Raw genomic sequence first — 21,612 nt, 5'->3', positions numbered from 1 at the left:
GATCCCCCGACGGTCACATACGGTCACACGCAGAACACAAGGGCCAGTTGAGGACAATCCGTCACCAACCCGTGACGGTCAGGTTTAGCGTCCTTCCTCAGGTGACCGGCTCCCCACCGCCGCCCCGCTCAGGGGCGGTAGTCGGGCACCTACCGCCGAGAAAGGTCCGGCGGCGGCCCGCTCCCCCTGTGCGGGCCGCCGCCGGACGCGTAAGCAGTACGTACCGGAAGGACGTGCCCCTCGTGTCGGCAGCGCACCGCAAGCCCCGACAGCGCTCGCTCACCGGCCCCACGGCCCGCACCGCGGCGACGCTCGCTCTCGCCTCCGCGGCGACCGCCACCGCCCTGGACGGCGCGGCGCACGCGGACCCCCGGCTCACCCCGAGTCAGGTGAAGGCGAAGGTCGACCGGCTCTACCAGGAGGCCGAGAAGGCCACCGAGAAGTACAACGGCGCCAAGGAGAAGGCCGACAAGGCCGAGAAGAAGCTCGGCTCCCTGCGTGACGAGGCGGCCCGCAGGACGGACCGGCTCAACACCCAGCGCGAGGCGCTCGGTTCGGCCGCCGCCGCGCAGTACCGCACCGGAGCCCTCGACCCGGCGGTCCAGCTCGTCCTGTCCTCCGACCCCGCCCGGTACCTCGACAACGCGGCGCTCGCCGACCGGCTCGGCACCCGGCAGGCCTCCGCGGTGGGGCGCGTGCAGCGCGAGCTGCGGCAGATCGACCAGCTGCGCTCCGAGGCGGACGGCCGGCTCGCCGAGCTGCGCAAGCGACAGGGCGAGCTGAAGAAGCAGAAGAAGACGGTCACCGGGAAGCTGGCCGAGGCGAAGCGTCTGCTCGACCAGCTGCCGGCGGCCGAGCGCACCGGCGTCGGAGCGGGCGCGGGCGACACCGGCGCGGCCGACCGCGCCTCCCGCTCGGACTCCTCCCGCGACCTGCCGTCCGGCGCCCTGCCCAAGGCCCCGGACTCCCGCACGGAGGCGGCCATCGCCTACGCCTACAACGCCCTCGGCAGCCCCTATGTGTGGGGCGCCACCGGCCCGAACGCCTTCGACTGCTCCGGCCTCACCCAGGCCGCGTACCGCTCCGCGGGCATCTCCCTGCCGCGCACCACGTACTCCCAGATCAACGCGGGCCCGCGCATCCCACGCTCCCAACTGCAGCCGGGTGACCTGGTGTTCTTCTACTCGGGCATCAGCCACGTGGGCCTCTACATCGGCAACGGCAAAATGATCCACGCCCCGAACCCGAGCGCCCCGGTCCGCATCGCTCCGATCGACCAGATGCCCTTCGCGGGGGCTACGCGGGTGGCGTGAGGAGCGAGCCGTTCCGGTGCTCGTGCGCCATGTGGGCGTAGGCGCGGTCCGCCACTTCGGCCAGCACCTCGGGGCCCGCGGAGCCGCAGTGCGCGCGCAACTGCTCGGCGAACGCCTCCGAGTCCTGGCAGAGGGCGAGTGCCTGTGTCGCCTGGGCGATGAGTTCCGGCACATGCTCGGCGCAGTAGGGGTGTTCGCTCAAGGTCGCCGAGAGGATCGGGTCCTCGTCGTCGGTGAAGGCCACGTCGAGCCGGCTCTCGAGGCCGAGGAGCCGCGGAAATCTCACCTCCAGCTCCCAGCGGGCAAGCGGGATCTCCTCGTACGTCGCCTCGGGTTCGCGGCACGCCATCCGCAGGAGCGTCGCCAGATCGTTCATGAACTCGGGCACGGTCCGATGCCCCGCCACCCGACTCCACAGGGTGCGGGCGGACGGCGGGCAGGTCGAGAAGAACTCCTCGGTGAACGTGTGGGCCAGATAGTCGAGTTGAGCCGCGGCCGGCTGCAGCGGCCAGCTCCAGGGCGAGCGGGTGTACTCCACTCCCTGCATGCGCTGGTAGCGCAGCACCTGCCACTCCAGCGGATCACCGAATTCGGCCGCCAGACCGACGAGGTGGAAGATGACTCCGCTGGTCAACGCGGACTGCGGAAGACGCGTCGTCACCGCCCGTCACACCAGGCGCCGCGCCGTAGCCCACCGCGTCAGCTCGTGGCGGTTCGACAGCTGGAGCTTTCTCAGGACCGCCGAGACATGGGACTCGACCGTCTTGACGGAGATGAACAGCTGCTTGGCGATCTCCTTGTACGCGTAGCCGCGGGCGATGAGGCGCAGGACCTCGCGCTCGCGCTGCGTCAGACGGTCGAGGTCCTCGTCGACCGGCGGAGCGTCCGTCGAAGCGAACGCGTCGAGGACGAAACCCGCGAGGCGCGGTGAGAAGACCGCGTCGCCGTCCTGGACGCGGAAGATCGAGTCGACCAGGTCCGTGCCGGTGATCGTCTTGGTGACGTACCCGCGGGCGCCGCCGCGGATGACGCCGATGACGTCCTCCGCCGCGTCCGAGACGGAAAGGGCCAGGAAGCGGACCGGGTTGTCGGCGGCGGCCATCAACGGGGCGCAGCGGCGCAGGACTTCGACGCCGCCGCCACCGGGTAGGTGCACGTCGAGGAGGACGACCTCGGGGCGCGTGGCCGTGATGACCGTGACCGCCTGGTCCACGTCCGCGGCCTCGCCGACCACCTCGACGCCCGTCGTCTCCGTGCGGCCGATCTCCGCCTGGACGCCGGTACGGAACATCCGGTGGTCGTCGACGAGGACCACGCGTGCGTGACGGCCGACGGGCTCCGTCTCCGGCGCGCTCGCCTCGGTCGCGTCAGGCTTGCCCTGCTCGTCACTCATGGGGTCTTCTCCGCCCTCTTCATGGTCAGTTCGACCTCCGTGCCACCGTCCGGCACCGCGCGCAGCCGCGCCGTGCCGCCGTTGCGCTCCATCCGGCCGATGATCGATTCTCGTACGCCCATCCGGTCCGCGGGAATCGAGTCGAGGTCGAAGCCGGGGCCCCGGTCGCGTACGGACACGAACACCGTCTCCTCCTCGACCTCGGCATAGACCTGGACCGCGCCGCCCTCGCCACCGTACTTGGCCGCATTCACCATCGCTTCCCGCGCGGCCTGCATCTGTGCCGAGAGACCGTCGTCGAGCGGGCAGTCGCCGACGACCACGACCTCGAGGGGCACTCCGTGCTTGTCCTCCACCTCGGCCGCGCTGCGCTTGACCGCCTCCCCGACCGTGCCGGGCTCCTCCGCCTCGTCCTTCCCGTTCCCCTCCGGTCTGTAGAGCCAGGCCCGCAGGTCCCGCTCCTGGGCACGGGCCAGGCGCCGCACCTCGCTCGCGCTCTCCGCGTTCCGCTGGATCAGCGTGAGCGTGTGCAGTACCGAGTCGTGGACGTGGGCCGCGACCTCGGCGCGCTCCTGCGCGCGGATCCGCATGAGGCGCTCCTCGGACAGATCCTGCGTCATGCGCACGAGATAGGGGCCGGCGAGGAGTGCGATGCCGACGAGGACGGCGAGGGCGGCCTGAAGGATGGAGCCGAGGTGCTCGGCCGAACCCTGGAGCACGAAGATCCCCGTGACACCGGCCCCGACGAGGACGACACCGGCCGCGGCCCGCGCCAGATTCAGCGTGCGCTTGCGGCGCCCGGCCTCCATCCAGCGGGCCCGGCGCGCATTGTCGGCCTGGCGCCAGACGAGGGCCACGCCCGCACCGACGAGGAGTGTCGGCCACAGGTACGCCTTCGCGTTCCCCGCCAGATTCACGTTCCCGACGAACACCATCGACACGACGACCATGAGGAGCAGGGCGACGATCTGCCCCTTGTCCGGCTTACGGGCGACGAGTCGGCGCCGTCCGTCCTGCGCCGTCTCCGTGGTGAAGGCCGGCGTCCGCTCGCTGCCCACGCCGCCGACGCCCAGCGGGACGAAGAACCAGAACGCCGCGTACAGGAGCGCACCGAGGCCGTCCGCCATGAACAGGCCCACGAAGACCAGCCGCACCCAGATCACGGGCAGGCCGAGATGCCCGGCGAGCCCCCGCGCCACTCCGCCGAGCCAGCGTCCGTCGCTGGATCGGTAGAGCTTGCGCGGCGGCCGCGGAACGTCAACGGGTGGTGCTGCGGCTTCCGGCATGCCATCGATGGTCACACGTGGGGCGGACCCCGGGCATCAGGGTTGAGCCCGGAGACTCCCCTGATCTCCGGCCCGGCCCCGAATGCCGTCAGGGGCGATCTCAGGGTTCGTCCAGGGTCGTCCCGACTGCCGCGGCGGACCTGCGCCCGTCACCATGGACGCATGACAGATCACCAGCACGCCTCGACGGGAGCGCAGGCCGGGCAGCCGCAGGACGCGGTGTCCGGGCGCGGCTCCGGCGGTGCGTCCGCGCCGCCCGCACCGGGACAGGAGCCCGGCGTCCCCGCGCCGCCGGGCAAGTTCCGGCGCGACCGGCGGCACGGGACGCTGGGCGGGGTGTGCGCGGGCCTCGGCCGGCACTGCGACATGGATCCGGTGATCTTCCGGATCGGCCTCGCCGTGCTCGCCGCGACCGGCGGGCTCGGCCTGATCTTCTACGGCTTCGCCTGGCTCTTCGTCCCGTATGACGACGAAGAGGAGAACGAGGCGCGCAAGCTCCTCTCCGGCCGCGTGGACGGCCCGGCGCTGACGGCCGTGCTCTTCGCGCTCGTCGGCTGCGGGCTCTTCCTCTCCATGCTGAACAACGGCGGGGTGCTCACCTTCGCCGCCGTCCTCGCCCTGCTCCTCGCGGGCGCGGGGTACTGGTCCCAGCAGCGCGGAGCGGCCGACCCCGACCCGCTGGCCGCGCAGACCGTGGCCGACGCGCCGCCCGAGGCCCAGGCGCCGCCCGTCACCGGGGCGCCCTCCTGGTGGCGGGACCCGATAGTCAAGGACGGCACGCACGTCGGCGGGACCGGGTACTTCTGGGGGCCCGACAGCGGCGTCGACATCCGTTACGAGCCCACGGCGCACGCGCACCGTACGGTCTGGGGTCCTGACACCCCCTCCCGCGGTCCGGAAAGCCGAGCGCCCAAGCAGCGCGGGCCGCGGTGGATCGGTGGCTGGACGTTCCTCCTCGCACTGGCCGCGGGCTGCGCGGGCACCGCCGCGACGTGGCACGGCCACCCGCTCGGCACGGCTCTCCAGGCGGGTCTCGCGTGCGCGCTCGTCGTCTTCGGCCTGGGCATCACGCTCAGCGCCTTCGTCGGGCGGACCGGTGCCGGCTCGATCGTCCTCGCGGTCGTCACGGCCGGGCTCCTCGCCGCGTCGGCCGTGCTCCCCTCCAACATCACCACCCACTGGGTGCGCACCAACTGGACCCCGGCCTCCGTCGCCCAGGTCGCGCCGAGATACGAGCTCGGGACGGGCGTCGGCACGCTGGACCTGAGCGGGGTCGACATCGGCAAGGGCAGGACACTGACGACCAGAGCGGAGGTCGGGGCAGGACAGCTCAAGGTCGTCGTGCCGAAGGACGCGACGGTCGTGCTGCGGGCCGAGGTGGGAATCGGCGACATCCGGCTGCCGGACGAAAAGACACAGGACGTGGACATCCGTCCGGGACAGGAGCAAAGGGTGACCCTCGCACCGCCGGTGGGCAGCAAGGACGGCGGCACGGTCGAGCTGCGGCTCGAAGTCGGTGTCGGACAGGCGGAGGTGGCCCGTGCCACGTCATGAGTTCCAGCCGGGAAAGCTGATCGCGGGCCTGTTCCTGACCGCGGCCGGAGCCCTCTACCTGGGCGACGCGCTGGGAAGCTGGGAGCTGCCGTGGTTCACGGTGATCCCTGTGGTCGCCGCCGGCCTGCTCCTGGCCGCAGTGGCAGGCACGGCAACGTACGCGATCCGCCGCCGCCAAAGACCCCACGTAACGGATTCCGGCTCCCGGTAAAGCGCGAGAAGCACCCCGTAAGGGGCGCGGGCAACTGCGCGCCCAGTCCCACCCGCTCGCGACGGAACGACGACACGCGCCCCCGGAAAAGGGACGCGTCGCCGCACAAGGAGCCCGTCAGCTCAACCCACCCCGGGCCCGGCGCCGAGCCGCGAGCATCGCATCCACCGAGAACACCGACGCCCCCGCAAGCACCAGCGGGAGCCACGCCATCAGGTAGGCGAGATCGTTGCCCAGGTAATAAGGCTCGGTCGCCCAGCTCACCGTCAGCCACAGGCTCAGCGAGATCAGCATCCCGCCGACCGCGGCGATCCGGGCGAGCAGACCGATCAACGTGCCGATGCCGACGGCCAGTTCACCGAAGGCGATCGCGTAGCCGAAGCCGGCCGGGTTCTTGAGCGCCAGATCGACCATGGCGGGGATGGCGGAGATGTCCCGCACGCCGCGCATCTGCTCACCGATCGACCCCGATCCGGTGGCGTGGAAGAACGCGCTGTTGGTCAGTTTGTCGAGCCCCGCGTAGATGAAGGTGACGCCGAGGAAGATCCGCAAGGGAAGGAGTGCGAACCGTTGAGCGCTGTCCCGCCAGCCGCCACTGCCGTTGACGTAACCGGTATGGGTGTCCGTCCGCATGCCATGAGCCATCGCCCGTCCGCCGCCTCTCGCGCCCGCATCGCCGCTCGCAAAAATTCCCCGTCACCAGACCATACGTACGAGTGGACGCGACTGCTCAGTAACGTTTGGTCATTGCTGCAGGCCGGACGCGGGCACTCAGTCCGAAACGTCGATCGCGCACCGGTTCGTCTCCACGCCCGCCGCGGTGACGACCTGGACGTCGACCCGCCCCGGCTCGACGTCCACGGGGACCGGGACCGTCAGGGCCGAGTCGGTGGGGTTGGTGAAGCCGCCCTGCACCGGGACGAGTGGCACATGGACGTGCACGGGCCCGATGCGGACGACCATGCGGGCGAGCCGGTCCGCGGTGGCCGCGCCGGGCGGCACGAAGCCGGCTCCGCGGATCTCGATGTCGTCGCCGGTGCGGATCGGCGCGTCCAGGTCCCCGGCCTCACGGGACCGCACGACCGAAAGGATCACGGGCCGACCGCCCTCCGCGTACTTGGCCGCGAGATACGTGGCCGCCGAGACCAGGACCAGAAGCGCAAGACCCCAGGGCAGATCCGGCAGTTGTCCGGGGCGGCGGGCGAGGCGCACCGCGACGAACACCAGGGCGACGGCCGAGATCAGCACGTACTGGATGTCGGCGAAGGTGCCACGCCCGGAGTCGTCGGTGAGCAGGTCGGCTGCGCGCGGCCGGTCCGCGCGCACCTTCTGCAGGCGCTGGCCGACCACGCGCAGCCCCACGACCCGGCGCACCAGGACGGCGACCCCGCAGACGACGGCGAGGACGGTCACCACACCGGCTCCCCGGGCGAGTTCGAGACCTGAGATCAGCGCGTCCCGTTCGCGGTGGCCGGAGGCGCCGGCCAGCTCGCCCGCCAGGACGAGGACCGCGTAGACCACGACGAGGACCCAGCAGGCGGCGACGGCGCGGGAGGTGGACAGGCGGTTGTCCTCGCCGACGACCGGGGCCAGTACCCCGCCGGCCGCCCGATGGACATAGGCCGCGCCGGTCAGGAGGCCGCCCACGACGACCGCCGCGAGCAGTCCGGCCGTGCGCGCCGTCGTCCAGCCCCCGCCGATGGCCGTGAGCGCCTGCACGATCAGGAGCAGCGCGCCCCCGCCCCACACCACGACGACGGTGCGCGGCCACAGCCCCGCGAGCCACGCGTCGCCCTCGGCGCGCCCGCGGTCGGCCATGTCCCGCGCGGACTGCGTCAGTTCGTCCGAGACCCACTGGCGGGACGCGCCCGCCGAGTGAGCGACAGCGGCGGGCAGTCCCTGCCCGGCCGCCAGTTCGTCCCGCTTCGTGAGGAACGCGGCCACGGCCCTGCGGTGCCCTTCGCGCGCTCCGTGCGGGCAGTCGCCGCAGGTGCAGCCCCCGCTGTGCGTTCCCTCTCGCGCCTCCTGGACCGCCACCCGGTACGCCCGCCTTCCCATCCGGAGCCCGCCCGACCCGAACGGCCGCACGTCAACTTCCGTGTAATGACTGGGAATTGTGCCGTACGCAAGGCCGTCCAGGGCCGCCAGGTCCGGTCAGAGAGGGTGAACGGTGAACACTCGTGTTGACCCCCGAGGCCACAGCCCCGTTCAAGACGCCACAGCCCATCGCTCAGGACAGCAGATCCGGCTCCGCGCTGCTGATGTCCTGCCACAGGGGCTGATGGTTGATCCACGCGACCAGGTCGCCGCCCAGCTGTTCCCGCGACGCCATGGCCTGGCGGTGGTCGATCAGGATCGGGCGGCCCGCGGCCCGCGCGGCGAGCTGCACCTGGCAGGAGCGCTCCATCGACAGGAACCACCACGCGGCCGAGTCGACGGAGTCGCCCACGGTGAGCAGCCCGTGGTTGCGCAGGATGAGCGCCTTGTACGAGCCGAGCGCGGCCGCGATCCGCCGCCCCTCGTCCGGGTCCACGGCCACGCCGGTGTACTCGTCGAGCAGCGCGTGGTCCTGGTAGAAGGCACACGCCTCCTGCGTGATCGGGTCGATCAGCTCGCCCAGCGTGGACAGGGCCCGCCCGTACAGCGAGTGGCAGTGCGCGACGGCGACCACGTCGGGCCGCGCCCGGTGGACCTGGGCGTGGACGGTGAACGCGGCCTGGTTCACATGGCGGCGGCCCTCGACGACCTGCCCGTCCCCGTTGGCGAGGACCAGGTCGGACACGGTGACGTGCTTGAACGGCATCCCGAACGGGTTCACCCAGTAGCAGTCGTCGTACTCCGGGTCCCGCGCCGTGATGTGCCCCGACACCCCGTCCTCGTAGCCGAGGCGCCCGAAGATGCGCAGCGCGCCCGCGAGCCGCTCCTTGCGGTGCCGGCGCTCGTCGGCCGGGGAGTCATGGACGGGGGGCATCGCGAACTGGAGATGTTCGGTGGGTATCGGCGGGGGCGTCTGCGTGGACATGGAGCGGAAGTTACCTCCGGGGAGCGCAGGAGGACAGAGGCGAGCGGTGAAGAGAGTGCGCCGAACTGCCGCTCATACCGGACAGCAGGTGTCGGGTATCCGCGCCAGACTCGGCGCATGACGTCGAACTGGGCCACCTTCACCGCGGCCGAACCGGACCTCGCCAAGACGGTCGAGGAGCGCTTCGGTCAGTTCCAGCACCACATCCTGGCGACCCTCCGCAGGGACGGTTCGCCGCGCACGAGCGGACTGGAGGTGCGGTTCCTGCACGGGGAGTTCTGGCTCGGGATGATGCCGGGCTCGCTCAAGGCCCGCGATCTGCTCCGGGACCCGCGCTTCGCCATCCAGGCCAACCCGGGCGACGGCACCGGCATGGGCGGCGGGGACGTACGGATCTCGGGCCGCGCGCTGCTCGTCGAGGACCCCGAGGTCATCGCCTCGTACACGGACTCGGTCCAGGTGCCCGACCCGGACGACTTCCACCTCTTCCGCACCGAGCTGACCGAGGTCAGCCGCACGTTCATCGAGGACGACAAATACCTGGTCGTACAGGTGTGGAAGCCGGGCGAGCCGGTACGCACCGCCAAGCGCACCTGAGCCCCGCGGCAGGCAAGCGGCACACGCCAAGGCCCCCGCCAAGGACACACGCGAAGGGCACACACGAAGGCGCCGCCCCCTGCATGCGGCAGTGGGCGGCGCCTTCACACGCGGTGTCGGGGAGTGACTACTCCCACTCGATGGTGCCCGGCGGCTTGCTCGTCACGTCGAGCACGACGCGGTTGACGTCCGCGACCTCGTTCGTGATGCGGGTCGAGATCTTCGCCAGGACGTCGTACGGCATGCGCGTCCAGTCCGCCGTCATGGCGTCCTCGGAGGAGACGGGGCGCAGGACGATCGGGTGGCCGTAGGTGCGGCCGTCGCCCTGGACGCCGACGCTGCGGACGTCCGCGAGCAGGACGACCGGGCACTGCCAGATGTCACGGTCGAGACCGGCCGCCGTCAGCTCCTCGCGGGCGATGGCGTCGGCCTCGCGCAGCAGGTCGAGCCGGTCCTTGGTGACCTCGCCGACGATGCGGATACCGAGGCCGGGGCCCGGGAACGGCTGGCGCTGGACGATCTCGTCCGGCAGGCCGAGCTCGGCGCCGACCATGCGCACCTCGTCCTTGAAGAGCTGGCGCAGCGGCTCGACGAGCGCGAACTCCAGGTCCTCGGGGAGGCCGCCCACGTTGTGGTGGGACTTGATGTTCGCCGTGCCGGTGCCGCCGCCGGACTCGACGACGTCCGGGTAGAGCGTGCCCTGGACGAGGAACGCGACGTCCTCGCCGTCGGCCGCGCCCTCGGCGACGATCTCCGCCTGTGCCTGCTCGAAGACACGGATGAACTCGCGGCCGATGATCTTCCGCTTGGTCTCCGGGTCGGAGACTCCGGCCAGCGCGTCGAGGAAGCGCTGGCTCGCGTCGACGACCTTCAGGTTCGCGCCGGTCGAGGCGACGAACTCCTTCTCGACCTGCTCGGTCTCGCCCTTGCGCATCAGGCCGTGGTCGACGTACACGCAGGTGAGCTGGGATCCGATGGCCTTCTGCACGAGGGCCGCGGCCACCGCGGAGTCGACGCCGCCGGACAGGCCGCAGATCGCGCGCTTGGTGCCGACCTGCTCGCGGATCGCGGCGACCTGCTCCTCGATCACGTTGCCCGTGGTCCAGGTCGGCTCGATGCCGGCGCCCCGGTACAGGAAGTGCTCGAGGACCTGCTGGCCGTACGTGGAGTGCATGACCTCGGGGTGGTACTGCACGCCGTACAGCTTCTTGGCGTCGTTCTCGAAGGCCGCGACCGGCACGACGTCCGTGGACGCGGTGACGGTGAAGCCCTCGGGCGCGGCCGAACAGGCGTCGCCGTGCGACATCCACACGGGCTGCTCGGTCGGGGTGCCCTCGAAGAGGGTGGAGCCGGGGCGGGAGACGGTCAGCGGCGTGCGGCCGTACTCGCGGGCGCCGTTGTCGTCGACGGTGCCGCCGAGGGTCGTGGCCATCAGCTGGAAGCCGTAGCACATGCCGAAGACGGGGACGCCGGCCTCGAAGATGGCGCGGTCCAGGCGCGGGGCGCCCTCCGCGTACACGGACGAGGGGCCGCCGGAGAGGATGATCGCCTTCGGGTTCTTGGCGAGCATCTCCTCGACCGGCATGGTGCTCGGCACGATCTCGCTGTAGACGCGGGCCTCGCGGACGCGGCGGGCGATGAGCTGGGCGTACTGCGCACCAAAATCGACGACCAGAACGGTGTCAGGGGCGGCAGCGGGGGACGCTGATGGCACGGCGGCGGCCTTCCGGCGGTGGAACACGAGCAGGGGTCTGTTTTGTCGATTCTAACGGGCCCGTGAGGAGACTCTTCGTCTCATCCCACGGACGCGGTGGCCGGGGCCACTCGGGCCGGGGCATACTGGTCCTGTGACCAAGCACCGCATCGACTTCCTCTTTACCTATGGCAACCGGCCCGCCGGCTGCCATGGTCGAGCTGCTTGATCACCTGACAAGCGACTTACCGGGCGCCCCGGGCCGACAAGGCCCGGGGCGCTCCGTCGTATCCGGTCCTTGCCGCTCCGGGACACCCGTCCCCATACGACGAGGAGCTCCAGGATGACTGCCACCACCACCGCCACGGACACCACCGCCACGACCACCACCGCCACGGGCACCGCCGAGAAGACCGGCGCCCGCACCTCCGAGGCCGCCGACGTGATCACCGGCGCCCGCGATCGCATCGACGCGCTCGACGACCGGATCATCGGCCTGATCCAGGAACGGATGGCCGTCTCGGCCGTCATCCAGGAGGCACGGATCACCTCGGGCGGCCGCCGCGTGAACCTGGCGCGCGAGATGGAGGTCCTCGGCCACTACAGGGACGCCCTCGGCAAGCCCGGCACCGGCCTCGCGATGACGCTCCTGGAGCTGTGCCGCGGCCGGGTCTGAGGCCTACGCGACGCACCCACGTTCGGATCCGCTCTCACCCGTACGGCGCGTGACCGGTGCGCGGCACCCTTCGTTGGTCCCGATGTCCGTGCCAGCCAGGGGCGGGCCCGCTCAATCCACGCGTGGCTCCGCTGGAGCGATGAGACGTAGGGATCCATGCCGTACGTCGTGGGACCTCGCTCCAGTGTTTGTGACCGGACGGCAGGGGACAGCAGCCCGGTCACCCAAGAGAACGGCCGGTCCCGGGGACGCCCGGGGCCGGTCGGCCTCCCAGCAGAAACCCTTCGCCCCTGTGGTCGAAACGGTCCGTCGAAACGGTTGCGCGCACGACAGACCCGCGAGCACGATGCGTAGGAACCCCACACCCCACAAAGCCCCACGTCCCGGGCTGCACAAGTGAATTGCCGCAGGTCCGCCCCATCCGCGCGCCACCGCGCGCCGGGGTGGCGACCCCTGGCAGACCCGTACCAGCGGCGCAACCCCCCGGCGCCGCTCCCGGCACCGACGCCGCCCTGACGTCGGTGCTGAAGGCCAAGGGCCCCGCGGACGCGTCCGCGGGGCCCTTCGCTGTGCTCACCAACCGATCCGGACCGTGCGGGTCAGGCGGTCTTCTCCAGCTTCGCGAGCTGCGAGTCGACGATCACCTGCGGCACGTCGGTCTTGCTCGAGTCCAGCATGTTCATGGTGTAGAAGGCCACGACCGTCGAGCCGCTGCGCACCACGGTGAAGGTCATCGGGACCTTGTCGCCGTCGATGACGCCCTTCACGTCGTACGAGACCGCCTCGTCGCCCGCGTCGGGCGCGGGCCGCTCCTTGACGCCGCTGTACTTGTAGTCGACGTGCTCGTACGCGGTGCAGTTCTTCGAGGCCGTGCGCAGGCCCTTCATGACCTTGGCGGCGTCGGCGGCGTCGTGCGCGAGCAGCGCCAGCGAGGTCACCTTGGGATCGAGCTCGTCGGTCGCCATGAGCGTGCGCACGACCCGGTCCTTCGCCGTCGGCTGGGTCGAGAACATGAACATGTCGGCGAGCGGCTGGCACGCGGCCGGCTTCGCGGGGACGCTCTCGGTCGGCGGCAGGTCGCTCTTGCCCACCTTCTCGACCTTGTAGCCCTTGACGTCGCCCGTGGCGACGACGGCCTTCTCCAGCTCGGCCGCGGTGAGCGCCTTCGCGCCCTCCTCGGCGGGCTTCTTCGCCGGCGCCGAGGTCTTCTCCGAAGCGGCCGGCTTCTTGGCGTCGTCGGTGGTCTCGGAAGACCCCCCGCACGCCGTCGTCACACCCAGCGCCGCGACCACGGCGGCGGCCGCCACGGCACGCCTCACACCTGAGTTCACATTCCCACCTTCGTCCTCTGCGGCACGGCGCCATGCGTCGGCCCGTACCGAGGCGTCATCCAAGCCCGCGACCGGCCCCCTTTGCCAGCGCTTTGCGTAACGATCGGAGATCGCCGAAAAGGTTGCACGGGGCACCGAGTGAGTCACCTCACATAAGAATCGTGTTAGTTCGAGGGCAACCATTTCCCGGGGTTGCCGGTCACCTATGCGGAACCAACGGCCACACCCGCGACCCCACAACGCGGAGGCCTCTCAGCTCGTACTGCGCCACAGCAGTACGCCGGACTTTCCGAGGTCTTCATGAAGCTTCGCCGTGCCCTGGCCGCCGCGGCCGCGACGGCTGCAATAGCCCCGATCGCGCTGCTGTCGGCCCCGGCCGCGTTTGCCGACGGAACTCCCGACACGACGACGGTCACGACCGAGACGCCGTCGACGCCGGCCTCCACGCCCGCGACGGACGACGACACCGCCCCGTCGGACGAGCCGTCGTCGCCCGAAACCAACCCGTCCACCCCCGAGACGCCGTCGACGCCGGCCTCCACGCCCGCGACGGGCGACGACACCGCCCCGTCGGGCAAGCCGTCGGACTCCACGTCGCCGTCGCCGTCCGTGTCCGCGACGCCGTCCGACGAGCCGACCGACCCGACCGGCATCTGCGAGGTGGACAACGAGGACTACCAGTCCAAGCTGTCCGTCTCCATCAGCGGCCTGCCCGGCAAGATCGCGGCCGGCAGCGGCTGGCACGGCTTCACCCTCAACGTGAAGAACCCGACGAAGAACGACCTCGACGAGGCCATCTTCTACGCGGGTGTCGGCCCGAACGACGAGAACGCCGAGAACGCGTACAAGGCGAGCCAGGTCCGCCTCCAGGCGAAGGTCGACGGCTCCTGGGTCGACATCGACGACGGCGACGGCTACTCGTTCGGCTTCCTCGACCTGTCGGGCATCAAGGCCGGCAAGTCCGTCAACTACCAGCTCCGCCTGAACGTGAAGGCCGGCGCCCCCATCGGTGAGGGTCTGACCATCGGCGGCGGCTTCTACAACGACGACGAGCTGGACTGCCTCAGCGACACGTCCGCCAGCTACATCATCCAGATCGTGAAGCCCGGCACGGACACGGACGGGACCAAGCCGCAGGAAGGCGGCAAGGTCCCGATGCCGACCGAGAAGCCGAACGACGACAACACCCAGGAGGTCACCGGCAGCCTCGCCGAGACCGGTTCCTCCTCCATGGTCCCGACCATCGGCCTGATCGGCGGCGTCGCCGTGGTCGCCGGTGCCGGTGCCGTGTTCGCCGTGCGCCGCCGCAAGGCCGGCGCCACCGCGTAACACCCCCAGGGGCGTACTACGCACACGAGAAGGACCTGCGCTCGGAGGGGGGCGCAGGTCCTTACGTGTGTCCGGGGTCAGATGCCCGGCGTCACTTCGCGGTCTTCTTGGCCGGAACCGCCGGCATCCCCAGGAACGGCAGCTTCAGCGCGCCGAACGCGTCCTCCGGGACCGCCGGGTTCTTCGGCGCGACCGCGGACAGCCGTGCGTATGCCACGCCCTGCGCAGGACGCGGGTCCTCCTCGCCCTTGTTGGGCCAGTACGACATCGCGCGCTCGGCCTGCGCCGTGATGGTCAGGGACGGGTTCACGCCCAGGTTCGCCGTGACCGCGGCGCCGTCGACGACCGAGATGCCCGGGTGCCCGTAGACGCGGTGGTACGGGTCGATGACGCCCGTCTCCGCGGAGTCGCCGATCGGGCAGCCGCCCAGGAAGTGCGCGGTCAGCGGGGTGCCCATCAGCTCGCCGATGTTCGAGCCGGCGAAGCCGTTGATCTCGGCGGCGATCGTGGACGCGGCGTCCACGGCGGCCTTGATCTGCTTGGGGTTGGGCGCGCCATGGCCCTGCTCGGCCGTGAGCAGGCCCTTGCCGACGCCGTCCGGCTTCAGATACGTCGTCAGCGAGTTGTCGAGGGACTGCATGACCAGGCCGATGATGGTCCGCTCGGACCAGCGGTGGTTGGAGAGAGAACGCGCCAGCAGCGTCGGGTGCTTGGCCACGTTGGCGAGCCACCCGGCCACGCGGGACGAGCCCTGCGCGTACGGGACCTGGAGGATCGTCATGCCGCCCATCGCGTTCGAGCCCTTGCCGTAGCGGACCGGCTCGATGTGCGTGTTCTCGTCCGGGTGGATCGAGGACGTGATCGCGACGCCCTGAGTGAAGTCGACCTTGGGCTTGCCGTGGCGCTTCTTGTAGCGGCGGTTGTTGGTCTGGGCGCCGACGAGCGCCTCGGAGTTCGTACGCGTCAGCTCACCCAACCTGGCCGACAGGTACGGGAGTTGACCGCCGGCCTTCATACGGTGCAGCAGGGTCTGCGTGCCGTACGTGCCGGCCGCGACGATGACGCGCCGGGCCTTGAACGTACGGCCCGTTCCCTTCTTCCTGTCGTCCGTCGGGAGCGTCGCGACCGCGTAGCCGCCCTGCGAGTCGTCGGTGACGGAGACGACCGTCGTCATCGGGTGCACGACCGCGCCCGCCTTCTCCGCGAGGTACAGATAGTTCTCGTTGAGCGTGTTCTTCGCGCCGTGGCGGCAGCCCGTCATGCACTCGCCGCACTCGGTACAGGCCTTGCGGGCCGGGCCCGCGCCCCCGAAGTACGGGTCGTCGACCTGCGTGCCGGGCGCGGCCTTCGCCGACCCGGCCCCGTCCTCGCCACAGGCGTCCTTGCCGTCACCGAAGAAGACACCCACCGGCGCCATGTGGAACGTGTCGCCGATGCCCATGTCCTGGGCCGCCGCCTTGAGGTGGACGTCGGCGGGGGTCATGGTCGGGTTGAGCCGCACGCCCAGCATGCGCTGCGCCTGGTCGTAGTACGGCTTCAGCTCGTCCTGCCAGTCGGTGATGTCCTTCCACTGCGGGTCCTCGAAGAAGGGCTTCGGGGGCACGTAGAGGGTGTTGGCGTAGTTCAGCGAACCGCCGCCGACGCCCGCCCCGGCGAGGACCATCACATTGCCGAGGAGATGGATGCGCTGGATGCCGTACATGCCGAACTTGGGCGCCCACAGGTAGTTCTTGAGGTCCCAGGAGTTCTTGGGCAGCGTGCCGGGCGTGAAGCGGCGGCCCGCTTCGAGCACGCCGACGCGATAGCCCTTCTCGGTCAGGCGCAGGGCGGACACGGAGCCGCCGAAGCCGGAGCCGACGACGAGGACGTCGTAGTCGTACGCGGCGTCGTCGGCGCTCCCGGCTTCACTCCGGGCAGAGTTCTCCTGTGACACTGGCTCTCCTCGTTGAGAACGGGTGGTGCTCTAACGAAGACGGAAGGTCTTCATCGCCTTCAGGCTGCGGCTCATGAACGCGGCGTACTTCTCGTCGGTCATCCCGAACGACGGCGCCATCGGCATGATCCGCTGGTGCGCGACGGTCTGCGCCTCGGTGTACTTGAGGATGCCCTCGGAGCCGTGGCGGCGGCCGAGGCCCGAGTCCTTCATGCCGCCCATCGGCGACTGGACGCTGCCGTACGCGGGCGCGTAGCCCTCGTTGATGTTCACCGTGCCGGTGCGCAGCCGGGAGGCGACGGCGTGGCCGCGCTTCGCGTCCTTCGTCCAGACCGAGGAATTCAGGCCGTACGGCGTCCCGTTGGCGAGGCCGATGACCTCGTCCTCGTCCGTGAAGCGGTAGACGGAGACGACCGGACCGAAGGTCTCCTCGTTGCAGACGGCCATCGGCGCCTCGACTCCGTCGAGGATGGTCGGCTCGAAGAAGTACGGGCCGATGTCGGGGCGCGCGACACCGCCGGCCACGAGCTTCGCGCCCTTGGCGACGGCCTCGTCGACGTGCCGCGTCACCGTCTCCAACTGCCGCTCGCCGACCAGGGATCCCATGTCCGCGCCGTACGCGAGGGACTTGCCCAGGCGCATCGCCTTGGTGCGGGTGGCGAATCGCTCGACGAACGCGTCGGCGATCGACTCGTGGACGTAGAGCCGCTCGATGGAGATGCAGAGCTGGCCCGCGGAGGAGAAGCAGGCACGGACCGCGCCGGCGGCCGCCTTGTCGATGTCGGCGTCCTCGAGGACCAGCATCGCGTTCTTGCCGCCGAGTTCGAGCGAGACACCGACGAGGCGCGCGGCGGCCCCCTGGGCGACCTCGCGGCCCGTGCGGGTGGAGCCGGTGAACGAGACGTAGTCGGCGTGCTTGACCAACTCGGGCCCCACGACCGGGCCTTCGCCGAGGACGACCTGGAAGACCTCGGCGGGCAGCCCCGCCTCGACGAGCAGGTCGCGCGCCCACAGCGCCGTCAGGCAGGTCTCCGTGTCGGGCTTCATGACGACGGCGTTGCCGGACACGAAAGCGGGGAGCGCGTCGCCGACCGACAGCTCGAACGGGTAGTTCCAGGGAGCGATCTGGCCCACGACACCGCGCGGCTGGCGCAGCTCGGTGACCTTGGTGAGGGTCGGGACGGCGCCCGTGTGCCGCTTCGGCTTCAGATAGGCGGGGGCCTTGCGGCCGTAGTGGCGGGCCGCGACGGCGACGGCCTGGACCTCTTCGTGCGCGTGCAGGCGCGCCTTGCCGGTCTCCAGCTGGATCAGGTCGAGGACCTCGGCCTGGCGGGCGAGCACCAGGTCGTGGAAGCGGAGCAGCACGGCGGCACGCTGCCGCGCGGGCACCTTCGCCCAGACCGCCTGCGCGGCGCGGGCCCGCTCGAAGGCCTTCGCGACGTCCTCGGGCGTGGACTCGGGCAGGTCCGCCAGCTTCTCGCCGGTGAACGGCGTGTGGTTGGCGGTGCGGCCCGAGCCGGCCACACCCTTGGTGAGCTGGGCGACCAGCTCGGGCGTCACCACGTCGGCCGCGGTGCGCGCGCCCTGCGGGGCGGGGGCGACCGGGTTCGTGCCGGTCTTGTCCGTACGGTCCTTGGAGATGGCCTGCGAGTCCGTCATGGCGCGAGCGTAAGCGCCCGTCAACGTTTTGGGTACCCACGGGTAACGAGGTTTCACCAAGCACTCACACGCCGCCAGCGATCGCTGGCAACAAAGCCCCTGATCAGGGCGTTGTCAGGGCCTTCACCCAGAGTTCGTCGAGATTCCCCGATGCCTGCCGACGCCTGCCGACGCCTGCCGACGCTTGCCGATGCCCGCCGGTCAGACTTTGTCGAGGTCGAGGTTGGCGATCGCCGCCTTCGCCACCTCACGCCCGCGCTCGGTGAAGTCGCCCTTGCCCGGGTAGTCGATCCACAGCTGGTACATGTCGCCCGACTTGGTCTTGTAGTAGAAGACCTTCGCCTCGCGCGGCTTGGGCGCGTCGGAATCGCTGTCATCCGTGTAGGTGATGGTGTTCTCGGCGGACTCGCGGTCGTTGTACGTGGTCTTGGCGGTCCGACTGCGCGGAGCGGGCTTGTCCGCCATCTTCGAGTTGTCCCCCTTGTTGATCTCGTCGGAGTCCTTGTAGGCCTGCGCGGACGCGGAACTCGCGATCCCGTTCACGCTGTCCTCGGACTTCTTCTTGAGCGAGAGGGTGATGGAGACCGCGTAGCTCGGATCCCGGTAGGAGACCCAGTGATCGGTCTTGATGATGCTGTTGTCCGCCTCGAATCTGACGTACTCCGGCGGCGCCGCGAACGTCGCCGCGACCGTCTTCTCCCGATGGTCCTTCCACCCGTCCGGCAGCGGTCCCGCGAACGGGTTCGCGATCACCAGGTACGCCGCCACCGCCGCCGCGACGACCGCCGCGCCGACGCCGAGCAGCGCCTTGCGGCTGAGGCTGACGCCCTTGCCGCCCGGGCCCGCGAGCTGGACGACCTGGGTGGGCGGCTGCACCGGCGGGGTGGCCGCGCGCTCCAGGAGGTCCCGCACGCGCGCCGCGTTCGGGCGCCGGGCCGGGTCCTTGGCGAGCAGGCCGTTGATGGCCTCGGCGAGCGGGCCCCGGGCCGCGGCGGGCGCCGCCGGGGTCGCGTTGATCACGGACTGGAGCGTGGCCGGTGTGTTGTTGCGGCGGAACGGCGAGACGCCCTCCGTCGCCGCGTACAGGACGACGCCGAGGGACCACAGGTCGGAGGCGGGTCCCGGGCGCTGCCCGAGGACGCGCTCCGGGGCGATGAACTCGGGCGAGCCGACGAAGCCGCCGGTGTCCGTCAGATTGGTCTCGCCCTCGATCTGGGCGATGCCGAAGTCGGTGAGGACCACACGGTCGTGACGGCCCAGCATCACGTTGTCGGGCTTCACGTCGCGGTGCAGAACGCCCGCGGCGTGCGCGGCCTCAAGGGCGCCGAGCACTTCGAGGCCGATCCTGGCCGCGTCGCGGGCGCCGAGCGTGCCCTCCTGGAGCGCGTCGCCGAGCGTGCGCCCCTGCACGAACTCCATGACGATCCAGGGCTGTCCGTCCTCGACGGCGACATCGTGGACGTTGACCACGGCAGGATGGTCGAGCCGGGCCGCCGCACGCGCCTCGCGCCGCATCCGCTCGAAGACGGTGGTCCGTTCACGCTGCGGCAGATGGTCGGGGACGCGGGGCTCCTTGACCGCCACCTCACGGTCCACCGTCTCGTCCTTGGCCCGCCACACGGTGCCCATGCCGCCGTGCCCGAGCTTGCTCAGGAGCCGGTAGCGCCCGCCGATGAGGCGCCCCGCACCCGGCTCGGCCTCCGCGCTCTGCCGCGGCGGCACGACCTGGGCGGGCGACGGCTGGTGCAGGGGCTGCTGCGGGGGCTGCTGCGGGGGCTGCTGCTGGGGGTACGCGGTGGGGGGCTGCTGCTGCGCCGGGGGCTCCTGGGCGTACGGGTTCCCCTGCTGGGGCGTGTGCGGCCGCTGCGGCGGCTGGAGTCCGAAGCTCGTCGGATCGTTCGGGCCGTAGCCGGGTCCCCCGTTGTTACTCATGCCCCCATGCCTACCGTGCGGGACGCCTCCGGATCCACTCCGGTCACGCAGTTGTGACCGCCCAGTTGCCTCAGCCGCTCCCGGAGGGCACGAAGGTGGCGACCGCCGTGTCGAAGTACCGCTTGGCTTCCGTGATCCGCCCGACCGGCGCCGACACCCACACGTCGTACATCCGGCCGCCCTGCTCCCAGCACAGGTCGTACGTGTGCCTCGCGCCCTCCGCCGTGCTGAAGCCGTTCCACGTGAACCGCCAGAGCGCGGCGGGCCGGCCGCCGTGGGTGGTGTCGGTGACGGAACCGTCGCGGTAGCCCGGGTTGTTGGCGGGACCCTTCGCGTCGGAGCGGCGCTGCACCGCGCCGGGCCCGCCCGGGTCGGGGGCGGACGCCTTGATGCCGATCCTGAACGTGTCGCCCGGCGACATGTAGAAGATCCGGGGTCCGTCGGGCTTGCGGCTGAAGCCGTCCGGCACGGCCAGGGAGAACCCCTCCGGGTCGACGGCCGTGCGGTAACCGGCGGGGGACGCGGGACGCGTGCCGGTCTGCTGCTCCGTGACCGTGACCGTCGGGCCGGGCTCCGGGGCCGAGTCCGAGGGGGACACCGTGTCGCCCGTGGGGCCCGGCGCGGACGCCGTGGGGCGGTGGGTGCCGCCTCCGTCGCCGCCGCCGTTCACGAGCAAAGCGGCCGCGGAGACGCCGGCCCCGGCCATCGCGGCGACGAGCGCGGCGGCCGCGAGAACGACCCGGGGTGAACGCTTCTGCGGGGGCGCCGGAGCGGGCGCGGTGGGGGTGTTCCGGGCGGTGGGCGTGTAGCCGGCCACTGCCCGCGGCGTCGTGCCCGTGGCGACGTACGCGCGAAGGAGCCGGTCGGCCTCGTCCAGGCCGAGCCTGAGCGCCGGATCGCGCTCCAGCAGTCCCCGTACGACGGGCAGCAGCGGCTCGGCCTCGGCGGGCGGATTGATCTCGCCGACGACCACGGCGTGCATGATCCCGCCCAGCGAGTCGCGCCGGAACGGCGATTCGCCCGTCAGGGCGGCGCACAGCATCGCGCCGAGCGACCACAGGTCCGACTCGGGCCCGGTCCGCTCCCCCGCCATGCGCTCGGGCGCCGTGTACTCGGGCGAGCCGACGAAGGAACCCGTCTCGGTGAGCGTCGTCGCGCCGCTGACCTGCGCGATCCCGAAGTCCGTGAGGACGACGCGCTCGCTGCCCGCCTCGACGAGCACGTTCGCCGGCTTCAGATCGCGGTGCAGCACCCCCGCCGCGTGCGCGACCCGCAGCGCGCCGAGCAGCGCGATCCCGATCCGGGCCGCCTCCCGCGCGTCGACGGGCCCGGTCCGCGAGAGCCGGTCGGCGAGCGAGCCGCCCTCGATCAACTCCATGACGATGTAAGGACGTTCGCCGTGCTCGACGACGTCGTGGACGACGATGACGTTCGGGTGTCGGAGCTGGGCGACCGCACGGGCCTCGCGCAGGGTGCGGTCCTTCTGGCGCCGGGCCTCGTCGGCGGAGAGCGTCTCGTCGAGCACGAGTTCCTTGACCGCGACGCGCCGCCCGAGCAACTGGTCGGAGGCGCGCCACACGACGCCCATTCCGCCCCGGCCGATGCGCGCCTCCAGCCGGTAACGCCCGGCGATCACACGGACGTTGTCCTCCCCCTCGGTCCCCATGCGTTCCATCATGCCGC

At 71.2% G+C, this 21,612-nt stretch carries 18 protein-coding genes; 6 read left to right on the top strand and 12 right to left on the bottom strand.

Annotated elements, in window-relative coordinates; genetic code table 11:
- Nucleotides 1-242 precede the first annotated feature (242 nt).
- Nucleotides 243-1,313, top strand: a complete 1,071-nt coding sequence (locus LGI35_RS26870; RefSeq protein WP_227296837.1) for a C40 family peptidase — start codon at nt 243-245, stop codon at nt 1,311-1,313.
- On the opposite strand, the gene LGI35_RS26865 is transcribed toward LGI35_RS26870, so the two are convergent.
- Genes LGI35_RS26865 through LGI35_RS26855 form a run of 3 tightly spaced genes read right to left on the bottom strand, consistent with a single transcriptional unit; the run spans nt 1,297 to nt 3,992 of the window.
- Nucleotides 1,297-1,974 (bottom strand): hypothetical protein, encoded by a 678-nt coding sequence (locus LGI35_RS26865; RefSeq protein ID WP_227296836.1) that lies wholly within the window; start codon nt 1,972-1,974, stop codon nt 1,297-1,299. The two genes, LGI35_RS26870 and LGI35_RS26865, sit on opposite strands and share 17 nt — an antisense overlap.
- Nucleotides 1,975-1,980: 6 nt before the next feature.
- Nucleotides 1,981-2,706 (bottom strand): LuxR C-terminal-related transcriptional regulator, encoded by a 726-nt coding sequence (locus LGI35_RS26860; protein ID WP_227296835.1) that lies wholly within the window; start codon nt 2,704-2,706, stop codon nt 1,981-1,983.
- Nucleotides 2,703-3,992: an ATP-binding protein gene (locus tag LGI35_RS26855; RefSeq protein ID WP_227296834.1), complete on the bottom strand. Its 1,290-nt coding sequence runs from the start codon at nt 3,990-3,992 to the stop codon at nt 2,703-2,705. Before LGI35_RS26855 ends, LGI35_RS26860 begins: the two co-directional genes overlap by 4 nt.
- A gap of 162 nt (nt 3,993-4,154) precedes the next feature.
- Here LGI35_RS26855 and LGI35_RS26850 point away from each other — a divergent pair, with 162 nt between their 5' ends.
- Nucleotides 4,155-5,546 (top strand): PspC domain-containing protein, encoded by a 1,392-nt coding sequence (locus LGI35_RS26850; protein ID WP_227296833.1) that lies wholly within the window; start codon nt 4,155-4,157, stop codon nt 5,544-5,546.
- Nucleotides 5,533-5,757 (top strand): hypothetical protein, encoded by a 225-nt coding sequence (locus LGI35_RS26845; RefSeq protein ID WP_227296832.1) that lies wholly within the window; start codon nt 5,533-5,535, stop codon nt 5,755-5,757. Before LGI35_RS26850 ends, LGI35_RS26845 begins: the two co-directional genes overlap by 14 nt.
- 117 nt (nt 5,758-5,874) lie before the next feature.
- Here LGI35_RS26845 and LGI35_RS26840 read toward each other — a convergent pair whose 3' ends face one another.
- From LGI35_RS26840 to LGI35_RS26830, 3 genes are all read right to left on the bottom strand, one after another.
- Nucleotides 5,875-6,402 carry a DoxX family protein gene (locus LGI35_RS26840; RefSeq protein ID WP_227296831.1) on the bottom strand — a complete coding sequence of 176 codons (528 nt, stop codon included), beginning with the start codon at nt 6,400-6,402 and terminating at the stop codon, nt 5,875-5,877.
- Nucleotides 6,403-6,528: 126 nt separating this feature from the next.
- Nucleotides 6,529-7,794 (bottom strand): hypothetical protein, encoded by a 1,266-nt coding sequence (locus tag LGI35_RS26835; RefSeq protein ID WP_390955456.1) that lies wholly within the window; start codon nt 7,792-7,794, stop codon nt 6,529-6,531.
- Nucleotides 7,795-7,987: 193 nt separating this feature from the next.
- Nucleotides 7,988-8,779 (bottom strand): class II aldolase/adducin family protein, encoded by a 792-nt coding sequence (locus LGI35_RS26830; RefSeq protein WP_227296829.1) that lies wholly within the window; start codon nt 8,777-8,779, stop codon nt 7,988-7,990.
- 117 nt (nt 8,780-8,896) lie between these two features.
- On the opposite strand from LGI35_RS26830, the gene LGI35_RS26825 reads away from it, so the two are divergent.
- Entirely contained in the window at nt 8,897-9,376 is a 480-nt protein-coding gene (locus LGI35_RS26825) for a pyridoxamine 5'-phosphate oxidase family protein (RefSeq protein ID WP_227296828.1), read from the top strand.
- 127 nt (nt 9,377-9,503) lie between these two features.
- Here LGI35_RS26825 and guaA read toward each other — a convergent pair whose 3' ends face one another.
- Complete coding sequence (gene guaA / locus LGI35_RS26820; protein WP_227296827.1) at nt 9,504-11,090, bottom strand: glutamine-hydrolyzing GMP synthase; 1,587 nt, start codon at nt 11,088-11,090, stop codon at nt 9,504-9,506.
- A 322-nt stretch (nt 11,091-11,412) separates the two neighbouring features.
- On the opposite strand from guaA, the gene LGI35_RS26815 reads away from it, so the two are divergent.
- On the top strand, nt 11,413-11,745 hold the full coding sequence (locus LGI35_RS26815; RefSeq protein WP_227296826.1) for a chorismate mutase: 333 nt from the start codon (nt 11,413-11,415) through the stop codon (nt 11,743-11,745).
- 599 nt (nt 11,746-12,344) lie between these two features.
- Here the strand turns inward: LGI35_RS26815 and LGI35_RS26810 are convergent.
- Nucleotides 12,345-13,076, bottom strand: coding sequence for a hypothetical protein (locus LGI35_RS26810; RefSeq protein WP_227296825.1), 732 nt, complete (start codon nt 13,074-13,076; stop codon nt 12,345-12,347).
- 300 nt (nt 13,077-13,376) lie between these two features.
- Between LGI35_RS26810 and LGI35_RS26805 the strand changes: the two genes are divergently transcribed.
- Nucleotides 13,377-14,405 (top strand): LAETG motif-containing sortase-dependent surface protein, encoded by a 1,029-nt coding sequence (locus LGI35_RS26805; RefSeq protein ID WP_227296824.1) that lies wholly within the window; start codon nt 13,377-13,379, stop codon nt 14,403-14,405.
- A gap of 91 nt (nt 14,406-14,496) precedes the next feature.
- On the opposite strand, the gene LGI35_RS26800 is transcribed toward LGI35_RS26805, so the two are convergent.
- From LGI35_RS26800 to LGI35_RS26785, 4 genes are all read right to left on the bottom strand, one after another.
- The gene (locus tag LGI35_RS26800) at nt 14,497-16,338 is read right to left on the bottom strand and encodes a GMC oxidoreductase (RefSeq protein ID WP_227296823.1); all 1,842 of its coding nucleotides are present in this window, start codon (nt 16,336-16,338) and stop codon (nt 14,497-14,499) included.
- 30 nt (nt 16,339-16,368) lie between these two features.
- Nucleotides 16,369-17,997 (bottom strand): succinic semialdehyde dehydrogenase, encoded by a 1,629-nt coding sequence (locus LGI35_RS26795; protein ID WP_227296822.1) that lies wholly within the window; start codon nt 17,995-17,997, stop codon nt 16,369-16,371.
- Between the two features lie 201 nt (nt 17,998-18,198).
- On the bottom strand, nt 18,199-19,929 hold the full coding sequence (locus LGI35_RS26790; RefSeq protein ID WP_227296821.1) for a serine/threonine-protein kinase: 1,731 nt from the start codon (nt 19,927-19,929) through the stop codon (nt 18,199-18,201).
- 70 nt (nt 19,930-19,999) lie between these two features.
- The gene (locus LGI35_RS26785; RefSeq protein WP_227296820.1) at nt 20,000-21,595 is read right to left on the bottom strand and encodes a serine/threonine-protein kinase; all 1,596 of its coding nucleotides are present in this window, start codon (nt 21,593-21,595) and stop codon (nt 20,000-20,002) included.
- Between the last annotated feature and the right edge of the window lie 17 nt (nt 21,596-21,612).

It is taken from the genome of Streptomyces longhuiensis (genome assembly GCF_020616555.1).
Taxonomy (GTDB): domain Bacteria; phylum Actinomycetota; class Actinomycetes; order Streptomycetales; family Streptomycetaceae; genus Streptomyces; species Streptomyces longhuiensis.
The sequence above is the reverse complement of the archived record's forward strand: the minus strand, read 5'-3'. Positions and strand labels throughout refer to the sequence as shown.

Bases quoted from the DNA above. Each gene is read 5' to 3' on its own strand.
- LGI35_RS26840 (WP_227296831.1), bottom strand. From the start codon at position 6,402: ATGGCTCATGGCATGCGGACGGACACCCATACCGGTTACGTCAACGGC.
- LGI35_RS26855 (WP_227296834.1), bottom strand. From the start codon at position 3,992: ATGCCGGAAGCCGCAGCACCACCCGTTGACGTTCCGCGGCCGCCGCGC.
- LGI35_RS26795 (WP_227296822.1), bottom strand. From the start codon at position 17,997: ATGACGGACTCGCAGGCCATCTCCAAGGACCGTACGGACAAGACCGGC.
- LGI35_RS26830 (WP_227296829.1), bottom strand. From the start codon at position 8,779: ATGTCCACGCAGACGCCCCCGCCGATACCCACCGAACATCTCCAGTTC.
- LGI35_RS26860 (WP_227296835.1), bottom strand. From the start codon at position 2,706: ATGAGTGACGAGCAGGGCAAGCCTGACGCGACCGAGGCGAGCGCGCCG.
- LGI35_RS26785 (WP_227296820.1), bottom strand. From the start codon at position 21,595: ATGGGGACCGAGGGGGAGGACAACGTCCGTGTGATCGCCGGGCGTTAC.
- LGI35_RS26790 (WP_227296821.1), bottom strand. From the start codon at position 19,929: ATGAGTAACAACGGGGGACCCGGCTACGGCCCGAACGATCCGACGAGC.
- LGI35_RS26805 (WP_227296824.1), top strand. From the start codon at position 13,377: ATGAAGCTTCGCCGTGCCCTGGCCGCCGCGGCCGCGACGGCTGCAATA.
- LGI35_RS26850 (WP_227296833.1), top strand. From the start codon at position 4,155: ATGACAGATCACCAGCACGCCTCGACGGGAGCGCAGGCCGGGCAGCCG.
- LGI35_RS26815 (WP_227296826.1), top strand. From the start codon at position 11,413: ATGACTGCCACCACCACCGCCACGGACACCACCGCCACGACCACCACC.
- LGI35_RS26825 (WP_227296828.1), top strand. From the start codon at position 8,897: ATGACGTCGAACTGGGCCACCTTCACCGCGGCCGAACCGGACCTCGCC.